This is a genomic window from Paraburkholderia lacunae (genome assembly GCF_003353175.1).
GTDB classification, from domain to species: Bacteria; Pseudomonadota; Gammaproteobacteria; order Burkholderiales; family Burkholderiaceae; genus Paraburkholderia; species Paraburkholderia lacunae.
This window is the reverse complement of record NZ_QHKS01000012.1, coordinates 204,790-219,103: the sequence shown is the minus strand read 5'-3', so window position 1 is coordinate 219,103 and position 14,314 is coordinate 204,790. Positions and strand designations below refer to the sequence as shown.

General features: G+C 63.0%; 16 protein-coding genes. 8 read left to right on the top strand and 8 right to left on the bottom strand.

The window, feature by feature from the left end:
- The first annotated feature begins 33 nt into the window (after positions 1 to 33).
- A complete protein-coding gene (locus tag DLM46_RS20215; protein WP_115103178.1) occupies positions 34 to 822 on the top strand; it encodes an autoinducer binding domain-containing protein in 789 nt (262 codons plus the stop codon).
- A 169-nt stretch (positions 823 to 991) separates the two neighbouring features.
- On the opposite strand, the gene DLM46_RS40405 is transcribed toward DLM46_RS20215, so the two are convergent.
- Positions 992 to 1,159, bottom strand: coding sequence for a hypothetical protein (locus tag DLM46_RS40405; RefSeq protein ID WP_244306310.1), 168 nt, complete (start codon positions 1,157 to 1,159; stop codon positions 992 to 994).
- On the opposite strand from DLM46_RS40405, the gene DLM46_RS20210 reads away from it, so the two are divergent.
- Positions 1,103 to 1,738, top strand: coding sequence for an acyl-homoserine-lactone synthase (locus DLM46_RS20210; protein WP_244306308.1), 636 nt, complete (start codon positions 1,103 to 1,105; stop codon positions 1,736 to 1,738). The two genes, DLM46_RS40405 and DLM46_RS20210, sit on opposite strands and share 57 nt — an antisense overlap.
- 17 nt (positions 1,739 to 1,755) lie before the next feature.
- Here the strand turns inward: DLM46_RS20210 and DLM46_RS20205 are convergent, their stop codons facing one another.
- Positions 1,756 to 2,322, bottom strand: a complete 567-nt coding sequence (locus DLM46_RS20205; protein ID WP_115103177.1) for a hypothetical protein — start codon at positions 2,320 to 2,322, stop codon at positions 1,756 to 1,758.
- Positions 2,323 to 2,939: 617 nt separating this feature from the next.
- On the opposite strand from DLM46_RS20205, the gene DLM46_RS39510 reads away from it, so the two are divergent.
- From DLM46_RS39510 to DLM46_RS20190, 3 genes are all read left to right on the top strand, one after another.
- On the top strand, positions 2,940 to 3,392 hold the full coding sequence (locus DLM46_RS39510; RefSeq protein ID WP_165848021.1) for a hypothetical protein: 453 nt from the start codon (positions 2,940 to 2,942) through the stop codon (positions 3,390 to 3,392).
- A gap of 228 nt (positions 3,393 to 3,620) precedes the next feature.
- On the top strand, positions 3,621 to 5,180 hold the full coding sequence (locus tag DLM46_RS20195; RefSeq protein ID WP_115102994.1) for an ABC1 kinase family protein: 1,560 nt from the start codon (positions 3,621 to 3,623) through the stop codon (positions 5,178 to 5,180).
- 112 nt (positions 5,181 to 5,292) lie between these two features.
- Positions 5,293 to 6,171 (top strand): DMT family transporter, encoded by an 879-nt coding sequence (locus DLM46_RS20190; RefSeq protein WP_115102992.1) that lies wholly within the window; start codon positions 5,293 to 5,295, stop codon positions 6,169 to 6,171.
- Positions 6,172 to 6,357: 186 nt separating this feature from the next.
- Here the strand turns inward: DLM46_RS20190 and DLM46_RS20180 are convergent, their stop codons facing one another.
- Positions 6,358 to 7,320 carry a L,D-transpeptidase gene (locus tag DLM46_RS20180; protein ID WP_425274005.1) on the bottom strand — a complete coding sequence of 321 codons (963 nt, stop codon included), beginning with the start codon at positions 7,318 to 7,320 and terminating at the stop codon, positions 6,358 to 6,360.
- A gap of 446 nt (positions 7,321 to 7,766) precedes the next feature.
- Here DLM46_RS20180 and nadE point away from each other — a divergent pair, with 446 nt between their 5' ends.
- A complete protein-coding gene (gene nadE / locus DLM46_RS20175; RefSeq protein WP_115103176.1) occupies positions 7,767 to 8,627 on the top strand; it encodes an ammonia-dependent NAD(+) synthetase in 861 nt (286 codons plus the stop codon).
- Between the two features lie 68 nt (positions 8,628 to 8,695).
- Here the strand turns inward: nadE and DLM46_RS20170 are convergent, their stop codons facing one another.
- From DLM46_RS20170 to DLM46_RS20160, 4 genes are all read right to left on the bottom strand, one after another.
- Positions 8,696 to 8,962 carry an RNA-binding protein gene (locus DLM46_RS20170; protein ID WP_115102987.1) on the bottom strand — a complete coding sequence of 89 codons (267 nt, stop codon included), beginning with the start codon at positions 8,960 to 8,962 and terminating at the stop codon, positions 8,696 to 8,698.
- Between the two features lie 5 nt (positions 8,963 to 8,967).
- A complete protein-coding gene (locus DLM46_RS39505) occupies positions 8,968 to 9,135 on the bottom strand; it encodes a hypothetical protein (RefSeq protein ID WP_165848020.1) in 168 nt (55 codons plus the stop codon).
- 316 nt (positions 9,136 to 9,451) lie between these two features.
- Positions 9,452 to 11,122, bottom strand: coding sequence for a S10 family peptidase (locus DLM46_RS20165; RefSeq protein ID WP_115102985.1), 1,671 nt, complete (start codon positions 11,120 to 11,122; stop codon positions 9,452 to 9,454).
- Between the two features lie 85 nt (positions 11,123 to 11,207).
- Positions 11,208 to 12,764 carry a S53 family peptidase gene (locus DLM46_RS20160; RefSeq protein ID WP_115102983.1) on the bottom strand — a complete coding sequence of 519 codons (1,557 nt, stop codon included), beginning with the start codon at positions 12,762 to 12,764 and terminating at the stop codon, positions 11,208 to 11,210.
- 308 nt (positions 12,765 to 13,072) lie between these two features.
- Here DLM46_RS20160 and DLM46_RS20155 point away from each other — a divergent pair, with 308 nt between their 5' ends.
- Positions 13,073 to 13,582, top strand: coding sequence for a DUF1993 domain-containing protein (locus DLM46_RS20155; protein WP_115102980.1), 510 nt, complete (start codon positions 13,073 to 13,075; stop codon positions 13,580 to 13,582).
- Between the two features lie 71 nt (positions 13,583 to 13,653).
- On the opposite strand, the gene DLM46_RS20150 is transcribed toward DLM46_RS20155, so the two are convergent.
- Positions 13,654 to 13,974: a YnfA family protein gene (locus tag DLM46_RS20150; protein WP_115102978.1), complete on the bottom strand. Its 321-nt coding sequence runs from the start codon at positions 13,972 to 13,974 to the stop codon at positions 13,654 to 13,656.
- A 156-nt stretch (positions 13,975 to 14,130) separates the two neighbouring features.
- Between DLM46_RS20150 and DLM46_RS20145 the strand changes: the two genes are divergently transcribed.
- Entirely contained in the window at positions 14,131 to 14,304 is a 174-nt protein-coding gene (locus DLM46_RS20145; protein WP_115102975.1) for a DUF1289 domain-containing protein, read from the top strand.
- Positions 14,305 to 14,314: the final 10 nt, after the last annotated feature.

Sequence of the window (14,314 nt, the reverse complement as noted above, 5' to 3'; positions counted from 1 at the left end):
CATACCCTGTGGGGCAGCGCTACGGTAGCGAACATGAAACATGTCTCCCGACGCCGTTCAAACGAGGGCCAGCACAGGTCGTCACCGATATCCGATCGCCTGCAACCTGGCGCGCCGACACCGGTCATGCGTCTTGCATGTGCCACGGATATTCCTTCCCTCGTCGAGTCTTTCGGCCATGCGGCAGGGAAACTCGGCTTCCCGCATTACGTGATCAGCCGCGTTACGCGAAGCCGTTCGACCTGCGCTTGGCGAACAGCGCTCGAGATGATCGGCGCACACTATCCGCAGGCTTGGGTGCGGCACTACCAGCACCGGGACTACGCGTCCACCGACCCCGTTCATCGGGCTGCGTTCCTCCAGTCGGCTCCCTACCGGTGGCACGACATCATCGGCTTGAGCAAAGCCGAGCGTCGTCTACTCGACGAAGCAAGAGAGGCCGGACTACCTGCGGGACTCAGTATCCCTCTTCACCAGTCCGATGGCAGTATCCTGCTGTTCAACCTGTCTGGCTCTCTGCATTCCGTCAACGATGCAATCAACTCTCGCCTGGCATACCTGATCAGCGCGCAGTTTCACTTCGAACTGCATCGCCTCGCGCTGATGCCTTCAAGAAGAGGGGCACACCTCCTTACATCCCGTCAGCTCGAATGCCTGACCTGGGTCGCCCGGGGGAAAACCTCGAGCGAGATAGGCGAGATTCTCGGACGCTCTCACTATACCGTTGACTACCACATCAAGGAAGCGATGGAGGCTCTCAACATCCGCAGCCGGACGGCCGCTGCCGTCCACGCGACCGTCCAGGGCATCATAAAACCCTGAATCCGTTTTTCCTGCCGTTCTATCGCACGTCCTGGCCGTCGCCGTACAGGCGACCTGGGTCAGTGCGCGCTCGCGCGTGCTGACTGACACCCTCCCAAAGCTCTGAGTTTCTGGGCCACAGCCACGCTGATAGCGTCGCCTCAACGGCTGATACCAGGAGGCGCCCATGTCATACATCGTTGCCGGCAGGCTTGATGACCTGCCATTGGATATCCATCACCATCTCGGAACCTTTCGTCACAAGGTCTTTGTCCAGCGCCTGCACTGGGAAATACCCGGCGTGTCTCACGATGCCGCAAGCGAGTGGGACGAATTCGACGGAGGCAGTACCGTCCATCTGGTTGCTCTGTCCGCAGACGACGAGGTGTGCGGATGTGCGCGGCTTATGCCCACCACACGACCGTATCTGCTCCGCGACATCTTTCCGGAACTTGCAGGCCCCGGTTCCCTGCCGTCATCACCTTCGATATGGGAGATGTCGCGATTCGCAGGATCTGGGCTACCGGACCATCGAACGGGCTCAACGTCGGGTATGTCATTGTTCCCTTACGCGATGGCGCTCGCCCTCTCATTCGGCGCGACTCGCGTGATTGGCGTGGTCTCGCGTTCCGTTGCACGTCTGTACCGACGCTTCGGACTCGATCTGCGGAATATGGGCGTTGGCACGGCGCCGGTCCCCACCGATATCGTTGCGTGCTCAATCGATCTGGGTCCTGCGACGTTCCACAAACTCCGGTGTGATCCCCTCATGCTGCTGGACTCGGTCACGCGCTTCGGGCAGCTCCCGCGCCCGGAAGCTGGCGTGCCGGATCACGCGCATCCCCCTGAAGCGGGCGCGCGTTCCGAACACGCGTACGACGAAGCGCCTCCCGCAGTTAGCGACAACGGAACGACGCGCGCGCAAACGACAGTCTAGACGACCGGCCTCTTGCATCAGCGCGCGCCTGCAGGTCGGCCATGGTGCCGGTTGTCAGCCGCCTTCACCCAATCCGGCCTGATCGCCGATGCATAGGCCTGACCGCTGCGCGAAGCCTCTCCATTCTGCTGCGAACTCAAACCCAGGCGCTCATCGATCGCGTGCGCGACGGTCGCAGACTTCGGAGGATGATCGGGATCGCAGTCCGCCCAGAAGGTACACATCGCATCGAACAGAATGGAGAGTATCGACGTCATGTAGGGCAGTTTCACGACGATGCCCTCCTCTGGCCGGTCGGTAGAAGACTTGTCCCAATGCTCCTGGAACCCGTTCACGGGCATCATGATCCGCAGGGAATCGAGCTCACGCTGCAGGCGATCTTCAAATGAGTAGTGAACGGTCGCCGAATGCGCTAGCGCCTTGCGCAGCTCGCAGAGCTGCCGATCCTTCATCTCCATGCATCGGGTCAACCGACGGACTTCGGCTTCGGCCCGCTGCAAACGCTGACCGGGCGTAGCGTTTGCAGATAGCATCAGCGGGGCGCTCTCCATGCCAGTGACCATCCATGCATTGAGTTCTTTCATGATGTTCCCTGCCTCAAATGCGCATGCTTGTATCCTTCCGGCTGCCCCCTTCCCGCTGTCCAGCACGAACGGGAAGGCACCTGGAATTTCCGCCACAGGTCAGTCGCGACTGTTAATCACGGCGGAATCATCGGACTTCACCCACGTATCTTTTTTCGGTTTTCTCAGACGAAATATCAACTGCGAAAAAAGGCAGGGTGTGCCATACCGGAATCAGCATGGATATGCAGCAGGCGTACCGACAGTTTTGGTAACCACCGGTCGCCGGATCGACGGGGCCACCATCAGGCAGCGTGCATTGTCCTGCCACTAAGCCGCGAACATGCAGAACCCGCTGCCGTAAGGCCGGCATAGTTCGCGGAAGATTGTTGCGAAGAAGACTTCTCCATGGCTCGCAGGCCAAAGCGATCCACAAAGACCACCGAAGCGCGGCCACGCACTGGGGCACGGCGCAATGCATCTCCACGCCCGGCACCTGATCCAGTATCGCGCCTTCGTCGCGCAGCGCTCGGTAGCAGCCGCCAGCGCGTGCTGTTTCGCGCGCACGCTGGAGTGTTCGGAGGGCACGCCTCGAATGCCCTTGCCGGTGCTGAACCAATGCTTGCAGCACGTGGAGCTTGACCGAGAGCAGCGGTCGGACGGGCACGGTAGCCAATGCCGACTCCAGCAGATCGGTCGCCCGATCGAGTCGATGCTGCTGCAATGCAAGCTGGATTCGGCCCAGCCACGGCGCGCTGAGCATCTCCGTAACGGGAATCCATGCCGGGTCGGGCGGCGGCGTGGTTCGACATGTGTGGCAACAGCGCTTCGATGCGCGCCGGTTCGCCGCGTCGCGCCGCGATGTAGAGGCGCTCCCGCGTGATCATCTCGCGGCCGCCCGACCATTGGCTCTGAAAGCTCAGACGTTCAAGCGTGTCGAGCGTGTCCTGGGACTGGACAATGTGCCCGCGCGCGATCGACACCATCAACAGTGCAATGAATTCCGCTACCGCGGCGAGCGTGATGTCCTGTTCGAATTGCGCCGCGAGGCTTTCCGCTGTGTCCAATTCCTCCAAAAAGCCTGCGCGTAGGTTTCAGCGTAGGTTTCGCAACGGAAGGCCGTCAACCAAGGGGCTGACGTTGTTCTGCGAGCATTGGTTGAGAGCCGGGATCCGGCACGCTTGGGTTTCGCCACGGTTGGAGTAGGCCGGCGTATTGTATTACGCGTGGCGCGGGGATGCTCCTGCCAGCGCGCATCCCTGCTAATCTGAACGCCCTGGCCGCGCGTCGACGCCGCGCGACCGCCAATCGAACCGCCAATGCCGCCACTGCTTCGCCGCTTACTGCTGTTGTTCCATGCGCTGCGTTACGGCGCGCGCCTGATCTGGCTTGCCGCCCCACCCGATCACAAACTGCACTGGATGATCGAACTGGTCAGCCGCGTGCATGCCTCCGGGCGCGGACGCGCAGGCCTGCATGGCCTGCTGCCGGCGCTCGGGCCACTGGCGAGCGGCTTCGCGCAGACGCTGGCCGAACGTCCGGAACTGGCGAGCAGCACCTTGCACGAGGCCATCGACGCGATCGATCACCTCGAAGCCCCGCTTCCACCGGAAGAGTCGAAGGAGGCTCTGACGCGCGCATTCGGCCGGCCGCTCACCACGATCTTCACGGCGGTCGATCTGGTGCCGGTGCGCGGCGGCTTTGCCGAACAAACTCATTTTGCGCGGCTCGCCGTGCCGATCAACGGCTGTCGCGAAGTGGCCATCAAACTGGTGCGCGCCGACCAGTTGCAACAGATCGGCGACGAACTCGCGCTGTTGCGCTGGGTCGCGCGCTGGGTGGAAAAGCTCTCCGGCACCGCACGCCGGCTGCAACTGCGCGCGCTGGCCCAGGCATTTACCGACGACATCCTGCGCCGTTTCGACCTGCGCGCCGAGGCCGCCAATCTGAGCCAGACCGGCCACCATTTCGACCGCGACTCACGCATCGCCGTGCCGATCGTGATCTGGGACCTGTGCACCAATCAAACGCTGACCATGCAGCGTATCAGCACCTTGCCGGCCAGCGATCTGCCCGGCCTGCATGCGCACCACGTCAAACTTGCGCCGCTCGCCGCGCATATCGTCGAGGTGGTGACCGAACAGGCGTTCGAGCATGGCTTCTTTCACGCGACCCTCGACGCACGCCGGGTACGCGTGAGCGTCGAACCGGACACGCTGGGGCGCCTCGTGCTCGCCGAATTTTCGATCATGTCGAGTCTATCGATCGGGGAGCGCGAGTTTTTCGTGCATGGCGCGACCGCTCTGTTCAACCAGGACTACGGCCGGCTTGCCGAACTACATCGCGATGCCGGACACGTGCCGCACGACACGCGCGCCGAGATGCTCGAAGCGGAACTGCGCACCCGCGCCGAGGCGCATTTTGCGGCCGCTCCCGAAGACCGCTCGGCGGGCTCGCTGTTTCATCATCTGCTGCATGCGGTGCAACCGTTCGACGGCGCCGTATCCGGGCGTCTCGCCACCGCGCAGCGTTCGTTCCAGCAGGCGGAAATGCTGGCGCGTGCGCTGCATCCGGGGGTCGATACGTGGAACATCACGCGCGGTGTGCTGGCCGGAATCGCGCGGCGCGACCTCGATCATCGTGGCTGGATCAAGCGCATTTCGCGCGAGCTGCCGCATCTCGCGCAGATACTGCCGCGCGTGCCGCAACTCGCCGTTCGATACCTGCAACAGGAGCATGATCGCGCCCGTACCCCGCGGCAGAATGCGCAACTGATCGAGGATATCGGCCGCGAATATCGGCGCACGCGCGTGTTGTTGTGGGCATGCGCGCTGTGCGGCGGAATGCTCGGCGCAGGCACCGTGCTGCTGATGTGGTGACCCGCGGCGACGACTGATGTGAGCTGACACGGGCGATTGCAGCTTCGAACAAGACGCGCCCTGCACGCCCCGGCAAGATGGCGGGCTTTCACCTTCCCACCATCGACGCTCGATGCTCGCTACCTTGACCGCCGCCGTCTTCGTCGTGTTGTGGTCGACCGGATTCGTGGTCGCCCGGGCGATCACACCCTATGCCGATCCCAATCTGTTTCTGCTCGCGCGCTTTGGCGGCACCGCGCTGCTGTTCACGCTGGCCGCGTTGCTCGCCCGCACCGCGTGGCCGACCGGCCGCAATCTCGGCAGGCATCTGGTGGCGGGCGCGCTGCTGCAAGGCGTGTATCTCGGCGCCGGCTACTGGGCGGTCGCGCAGGGCCTGAGCGCCGGTGTGATGGCCTTGCTCGGAGCGCTACAACCGCTGGCGACGGCAGCCGTCGCGGCGCCGCTGTTCGGCGAACGGCTCTCGCGGCGCGGCTGGACGGGGATGGCGCTCGGCCTCGCGGGGGTAGCGCTGGTCCTCGAACCGAAACTGGCCGCAGTCACGCCGCCGACGCCGGCACCGCATGGCAATGCGCCGCCGTGGCTGGTGGTGCTCGTCTCGATCCTCGCGGTCGGCGCAATTACCGCGGGCACGCTGTTTCAGAAGACCTCGCTCGCGAAGGCCGACATTCGCACCGCAAGCGCGGTGCAGAATCTCGGCGCGGCGCTCGTCGCCGCGATTTTCGCGCTGGCGCTCGGCGAGCATCGCTGGATTGCTTCGCCGACACTGTGGATCTCGCTGGCGTGGGGCATCGTGATGCTGTCGGGCATCAGCGTCACCTTGCTGGTGTGGATGGTGAGGCGCGGCGATGCCGCGCGCGCCACCGCGCTGGTGTTTCTGGCGCCGCCGCTCGCGGCCCTCGAGGGTTATCTCGGCTTCGGCGAAACCCTGTTGCCGGTGCAGATTGCCGGTTTTGCGGTGGCGTTGGTGGGCGTGCTGCTGGCACGCTCGTGAGCGGTTGAATGCCGTGCGGGCGTTTCGCCGTTTCGCCGTTTCGCCGTTTCGCCGTTTCGCCGTTTCGCCGTTTCGCCGTTTCGCCGTTTCGCCGTTTCGCCGTTTCGCCGTTTCGCCGTTTCGCCGCTTTGTCACTTTGCCGTTTCACAAGATCGGCACGTTCGGTGCTGGTGCGATACCCGTGAGTCAGTCAGCCGTGTCCGCACCGGCCGGCACTTTGGCTCGAGCCTGGGTGCCCGGCGCCGGCGCCCATGCAGGCCGGCTCCTGCGCCCCGAATCCACCACGACGATGTAACGTCCCGCCCACGGCGTCATCTGGCGATCGCTCTTCAACACCCACAGCGACTTGCCCGAAGCGACCAGGGCCATATATTCGGCGTCGAGAATGCCGTAGTGATCAAGGAACACATTGAGCGACGCCGGAATGCGCACGCAGCCCTTCGAATGACGAATGCCGAGCAGCGGCTCGAGCCGGTCGGGATCGGTCGCGTGCATCTGGAAACGCATCTGCGACATGCCGCCCTTGCCCCAGCCGCGTTCGCCTTGCGCCCAGCCGAGATCGAAGATCCGCATGTCGCGCTTGCCATAGCCGCGGATGCGGTTCTCGTTCATCGTGCCTTCCGAGCGGAAGTCCATGTTGGCGGGGGTATGTTCGAACACGCCGAGCGGCGTGATGAAGTGATCGTATTCGCCGGGCTGGCCAGTTGCGACAGGCGAGGCGCCGATCATCTGCCAGGTATCGGACGGCGCGGCGCGAAAGTAGACGAACAGCGCCTGCACGTTGACGTTGCGATCGGTCAGCACCACAAACTCGCCCGACAGATTGCCCAGAAGTTCCTCACTGAGCGCCGTTTGCAGACGGTCGGCGTAGGCGCGCTGCTCTTTAGCGGGCACTTTCAGCCGCCGGGTTACCTCGTGTGCGAATACGCCCCGAAACAGCAACGCGCGACGCGGGTCGACCACACCGGCCGCGTCCGGCGCGACCATGTCTGACACGTCGACCATGGCCGCCGGACGGCTCGTCGGCGGCGGGGCTGCGATCGCGAAACTGCCCGACAAGATGCAGAAGACGGCGCTCACGGCGCGCGTCAGGCAGCGTGTCAAATGAGCTGCGCGCGACCACTGCGACGCCAGAGGCGAACACGGCATACGAACCGCTTCGCGCCGACGATCTACCGACGCGGAAATCATACGGTCCGGAACAGGCTGGCCAGGCCGATTAGGGTAGTTCATCGCGTATTTGAGCGAACCTGCTTATACCTGCTTATTATTGACTGCTCGCCGAATGACTGCTCGCCGGCTCATGCGGCGCCCGGATCAGCGACGATATTACTAAGCACATTTCGATCTGTCGATAAAGAATTGGCCAATTTACCAATATCGCCGTAATATCTGGTTATATTTTTAAATTTACAAACCGATTTAAATCCGCCAGCACAGCGCATTTAAAGCCAATATGCGCAATAAATCCGATACTGATGCGTCACAGCGGGCCGACTGAACCGGCTCGCTTGTGAGTCCGCCGCTTGCGCACTTCGCGTGCAAGCGCTCGTCGTTTGACTTTGGCACAACCACGCATGGAGGAAGCAGAAATCATGGCGCAACAGGACTCAACCGCACGCCAGCCGCGCATCGTCGCGGAAATGCAGGTGGGCGCCAAGTTCGACGCCGCAGAGGAAATCGAACGCCGCGTCGCCTTTCTGGCGAACTACCTGCGTAGCAACGGCCTGAAAACTTACGTGCTCGGGATTAGCGGCGGTGTCGACTCCACGACAGCCGGTCGGCTCGCGCAACTCGCGGTCGAACGGCTGCGCGCCGAACGTTACGACGCCCGCTTCGTCGCGGTACGCCTGCCCTACGGCATTCAAAAGGACGAGGCCGACGCGCAGCAGGCATTGCAGTTCATTCGAGCGGACGAAAATCTCACCATCGACATTAAGCCAGCCGCCGATGCAATACTCGCCGCGCTGCACGCAAGCGACGTGCCATTCGCCGACGACTCGCAGCAGGATTTCGTGCACGGCAACATCAAGGCGCGGCAGCGGATGATTGCGCAATACGCGGTGGCGGGCACACGGGCCGGTGTAGTGATCGGCACCGATCATGCGGCCGAATCGGTAATGGGCTTTTTCACGAAGTTCGGCGACGGCGGCGCCGACGTACTGCCGCTCGCCGGTCTGAACAAGCGTCGCGTGCGCGCGCTGGCCAGCGCGCTGGGCGCTGCCGAAACACTGGCGCACAAAGTGCCGACCGCCGACCTCGAAATGTTGCGTCCGCAACGGCCCGACGAAGACGTGTACGGCATCCCGTACAACGATATCGATGACTTTCTGGAAGGCAAGCCGGTCAGCGATGCCGCGCGCGAGACGATTTTGCGTTTCTATGACGTGACGCAGCACAAGCGAGCATTGCCGTACACGCCGTTCGATTGGCCGGCGCAGGCAAGCGGGGAATAAAAGAAGGAAGGTGACAAACCGGATGCGCGTTCACGCGCACCTGATTCGAACGGGACGGCTGTGGTTATTCAGCGCGCGCCAGGTGGCTCGTCGCTGAACAGATCGGCGCTCGCTTCGAGCGCCAGACCGCCCAAATGCTTGCCGTGAATCTGCCGGGCGATCACCTCGCCCACATAGGGCACTTGCGCGCCCAGTTCGACGGTGGCGTACGCGCCGGGTTTGCCGGCATCCACCACTTCGACGTTTTTCGCGTAATGGCCAAGCTCGCGCTTAAGAAATTCGCGCACTTCCTGCTCGCTGCACGATTCCGCGATGTTGCGCACGATCAGGTTCATGCCGGCTACCCTCGGCTCGTGCGACGGTCCGTACCGCGGCCGGCGGTATGCACGGGCACCGGTCGCAGCGCGCCACGCTGCCTGGCCTGAGCGGCGGCAAGCTGACGGATAAATGCTGCTCCCGCGGCACCTGATGTGACCAGCGCGACCAACGACAGATAGAAGGCCGTCATTTAAATCTCTCCTTCGAATTTCGTCCTGTTTCAGGATAGCCACAATCGACAGCAAAAGCGATGCGACACGTTGTCATGAAAACGGCTTAAAACATCCGTTAATGGACTGTACCCGAATAAGCGCGGGCAAAATCCAAAATACCAATGCTTATTCAGCGGTGCAGGCCCGGCACCGCGCCCGCGCATACCGCTGAGCTCGCTTTAGCGGTATGCGCCGGTCGCAGCGGCGCGGTCTGGCCGTGGCGCATGCACTGGGCAAGACCGCGCCCGCCCGCCGGAAACAGTGGCGCCATCGCCGCGCGCCGCTCACCGGCAGTCAGGAGGGTTGCGCCTGCTTCGCCACGCGAGCCTGCAAAGCGCGGATGCGGCCTAGCGCCTGGGTATTGGACACGGTCGCGTCATACATTTTCGCGAGGTCTGCTTTGAGCGCGGTGCGCGACCCGCCGTCGAGATAGACCATGTGCCCCGACGGATAAAAGCGCGCCGACAGGTTTTGCCGGATCTGCTGACTCAGAAGCGGCATCTGCTGCAGGTCGATCACGGTCTGATAGAACGGCGTGACGAAGTCGAAAAAACCGTTCGCCGACAGCACTTTCAGATCGGGATTGAGCGCCATCACTGCGGCGAGGTCCCCGGCGGTGTACAGAATCACGTTGCCTTTATCGTCGAGCCCCTTCTGCGCGCCCGTCGGGTCGATGTGGCCGAAGTCCCAATACTGGAACGCCTGGTCGTTGAGGTCCGTGAACGCCGAATTCGACGTGTATTTCAACTGCTCGTTCAGGTACACGTTCCACATGGTCGTATAGACGCCGGAAACCGCCGTCATGGTCGGATCGTTGCCGCCGGAGTTCGGGTCGATCTTGCCGGCGATGCCGGTGTCGATCGCCGTCACCCGCCCGTCATACGCACCGAGCGCGAGACCTTGCGCCTTCAGCAGCGTGGTCAAAAACAGCGAATTGCCGCGGCTGTCATACGACGCGATATCGAGGCTCCACGCAAGCAAGGTGGTTTTGTCGATGCCGGTGTATTCGCTGAGTTTGTCGACCGTTGCCGAATCGGTAGTCGGGAACTTGCGCAGCGCCGCCAGATAATCGGTGCGCGCGAACTGCGCCACTTCTTCGGCAAACGCGCCGAGATCGGTCGGACGCGGCGCGATGCCGAGTTTCTTGTGATACCACGCGTCCGCGGCGGCGGTGGGCAAGGTGCCGACCGGATTGCCGGACTGCGTGTAATCGAGAATCGACGATTGCAGCGTGATGCCGTTCAGATCGACACCGTCTTCATGCAGCCGGTACGCCAGCACGCAACTGCGCGCCGTCCCGTACGACTCGCCGAACAGATACTTCGGCGAATTCCAGCGGTTGTTCTTTGTCAGAAAGCGCTTGATGAACTGCTTGATCGAGTTCGCGTCCTGGTCGACGCCCCAGAAGTCGCGGTTCTTCTTCGGCGCGATGGCCGCCGAGTAGCCGGTGCCGACCGGGTTGATGAACACGAGATCGCTCTTGTCGAGCAGGCTGTCCGGGTTGTCCTCCATCGAGTACGGTGCGGGCGGCGTAAAGTCCGGCATCGAGGTCTTGATGCGGCGCGGTGCGAACGAGCCGAGCAGCACGAACACCGCGGACGAACCCGGCCCGCCGTTATAGAAAAACGTCAGCGGCCGGGTCTCCTCCTTCTGGTTGTCCTGCGTGAAGGCGACGTAGAACATCCTCGCCTCGGGCTGCGAACTGCTCGGATCGACGATCACGAGGTGACCGGCAGTCGCCGTGTAGTTGATCTTGTGCCCGCCGATCGTGACCGAATGGTGCGTGATCGCGGCGGTTTCAGCGGTTTCGGTGACGGAATCGTCTGGTCCGTTACCGTAGGCGACCGGATCGAAAAATGGCTGGTCGCCGGCGAGATGCGGCGCGCTCGCTGCCGCCGGCGCGGGTGACGCGTGAGAATTGTGTGGCGACTGCGGACTAACGGAAGCTGACTCGGTATTCGTCATGATCGCTCCATGGATTCGTTAACGTCTTGTGTAGTCTGTGTAGTCTGTGTGGTCTTGCGTGTCGTGTAGTTCGTATGTCTTCAGACTATAGTGCCGCTGCCACCTTCTGGCCATTGGGACTGCCGAGTCCCGTGCACGCATCCCAGCCGACCGACGCGGCAAATCTGCCGTTGTTGCCTTGCGTGATGTCCTTGCAGACGCCCGCGGTGTTGTACAGCTTCGGGTTGATGAACCCGGCCGGCTGCCCTTTCGCCGCATTGATTCGCGCAATCAGCCCGGCCCACAGCGGCGCGACCGCACTGGTGCCGCCCACCACCGTTTGCGTGCCGTCGATCAACACGCTGTAGCCGGTGACAGGCGAGGCGTCGCCGGACACGTCCGGCACGCCGCGCCCGCCAAGCGGCGTCTTGCTGCCGCCTGTATCCGTCGACGACAAACCTTCTTGCCACACCGGCACCGGAAACGCCTGACTCACGCCACCGCCGCTCGCGCCGCCGCCTGCGCCGTCGTTCCACACCACTTCGGTCGAAATCGACGCGCCCGACGCAGTCACGCGCGTCCCGCCGCACGCCAGCACATAAGGGCTCGACGCCGGAAAGTCGACGTGATCGCCGCCCAGACCGTCGCTCGAACCGCTGTCGCCCGACGCGGCGCACACGGTCACACCAAGCGTCGCCGCGGCCTGCAGCACGCTGTTGAAGGCCTGCAGCGACTGGTTGGTCCAATTCGACTCCGGCCCGCCCCAACTGATCGAGATCACCGAGGGCTTATTGGTTGTGTCGTGCACCGCGCGGCTCACCGCGTCGATGAAACCGGCGTCGCTGTTCTGCGTGAAATACACCGCAATCGTCGCGCCCGGGGCAATCGCGCCGACGATTTCGATGTCGAGCGTGACTTCGCCGTCCGGGCCATTCGGGTCGCCGGTCGGCTGGTTGCCGCCCTGATCGACGCCGACCGACTTCACCGTCGGCGAGTGGACGCCGAGACTCGCGAAATAGGTTTTGAGGTCGGAGTTCACGTAGCCGCCGCCAAGTTCGATGATGCCGACGCACTGCCCGCTGCCGTCGCCTTGCGGAAAATGGTAGAGCGACGCGAGTTGGGGCGGCGTGAAAGAAGCCTGCGGCGCCCGGGCCGGCTGGAACGGCGGCCGGATACGAAAATGCGGCCGCGCCTGCGGCCGGTTGTCGAGCCCCAGCACGGCCTCGACCACGCCGTGCAAATCGTCCGGCACGCTGATCGTGCCGGTGCGGCCGCGGAACTGGCCGGCCGAATGATGCTCGTAGTGCTGCAACTGCACAGCAAACGCGGTCTGGAACTGCGCGATTGTGCCGCTCAGCAGCACCGAGCGCGCCGCCGGGTCCTCGCGCACCACCGTCAGGCCATGCTCGGCCGCAAAGGCTTGCACCTTGGCGATGTCCTCCGGCGCCGCGCCGTAGTCCCTTGCAAACTCCTCGCGCGACAGCGGCTTGACGCTCGGGTCGCCAGACTCGATCTTGCTCATCAACGCATCGAACGATGCCTGCTGCTTACGGCGCAGCATCACGAAGACCTCGATCCGTTCAGTGGGATCGCATTGCCCTACGACTTTCGAACCTTGCTCTACCGTTCGCTCGCTTCCCGGCAGCGGATGCTTGTCGGCCATGATATCGACCCTCCCTCCTGTTAGCGTGACGGCGGCTACCACAAGACAAACCTGGGCATGGTGCACACCGGCACACGCTCCCCGCCTCGAACCGGCGGCGGGTCGCTGTTTCAAGAACTGCGCCAAGCCGTCCGACAAATGCATTCGACCACAGTTCCGACATGCGCGGCAGTTGTCCGAATGGCTAACGCCGTGCCCGGCCAGTGCGCGATGCGCACTGCTCGCGCTATGATGCTGCAGCGGCAATCCAGCCGTTGCATTGCCTCGCGCGCCGTCCGCGCGCACGATCGAAGAGTCAGAGGAGCCCCATGTCCATTACGATGTATCAAGCATCAGTGCCCGTGCTGGTGCGCGGCCTAACCAATCTGCAAGCCATTCTCGGCAAAGCCCAGGCGCACGCTGCGGAAAAACAGATCGACCCATCCGTGTTCACGAATGCCCGGCTCGCTCCGGACATGCTGCCGCTGACGCGCCAGGTCTATATCGCCAGCGACACAGCCAAGGGTTGCGCCGCGCGTCTCGCCGGTGTCGAAGCGCCGAAGTACGAAGACGTCGAACAGACCTTCGACGAACTGCATGCCCGCCTACAAAAGACGATTGATTATCTGAAGGAATTCAATGCGGAGCAGATCGACGGCGCGGAACAGCGGAGCATCACGCTGAAAATGCGCACCGGCCCGATCGAGTTTACGGGGTTGTCGTATCTGCTGGGCTTCGTGCTGCCGAACTTTTATTTTCACGTCACGACGGCTTACGACATCCTGCGTCACAACGGCGTTGAACTCGGCAAGCTCGACTACCTGGGCGGCATCAAGTAAGAAGCGGCTTGCGCGCCGTTGCGTGCGACGCTGCATGAGAGCTGTATGAGAGCTGCATCGCATGCACGCTGTCAGACGCGCGGCTGGAACGCGATGATCGCCATGCCGGCCAGCGTGAACGCGACGCCGGCCGCATCCCATAGCGTGGGGCGCACTTTGTCGACGCACCATAACCAGACAATCGCCACTGCCACGTACACACCGCCGTACGCCGCGTAGATGCGGCCCGCGGCGGTGCCGTGCAGCGTCAGTAACCACGCGAACAATGCGAGACTGAGCGCGCCGGGCACCAGCAGCCATGCGGAGCCGCCCTCCTTCAGCCAGCGCCACGGCAAATAGCAACCGACGATTTCGGCAACGGCGGTCACGGCGTACAGCAGAAAAGTTTTCATCAAGAGAAAAGGAAGCAAGTGATTGTGTGGCCGCGAGCATAGGCGGTTGCCTATGCGCTTGCGCATCCATCTATCGGCTTTATTAACACAATCACTTTGCGCGTGGGCATGGTCCATGCAACAGTCGCCCTCACCATTGCCCATTCACCGACTCTCATGAGCATCGAATCACCCTGTATCGACATCTGCAAGTTCGACGGCAAGACCGGATTCTGCGTCGGCTGCCTGCGCACCCGCGACGAATGCAAAAGCTGGAAGAAGATGAAAGACAAGCATCGCCGCGAAATCATCGGGGATCGCTCGCGGCGCGAGCACAAGCTGAACAGGTGAGCCGCGCGCC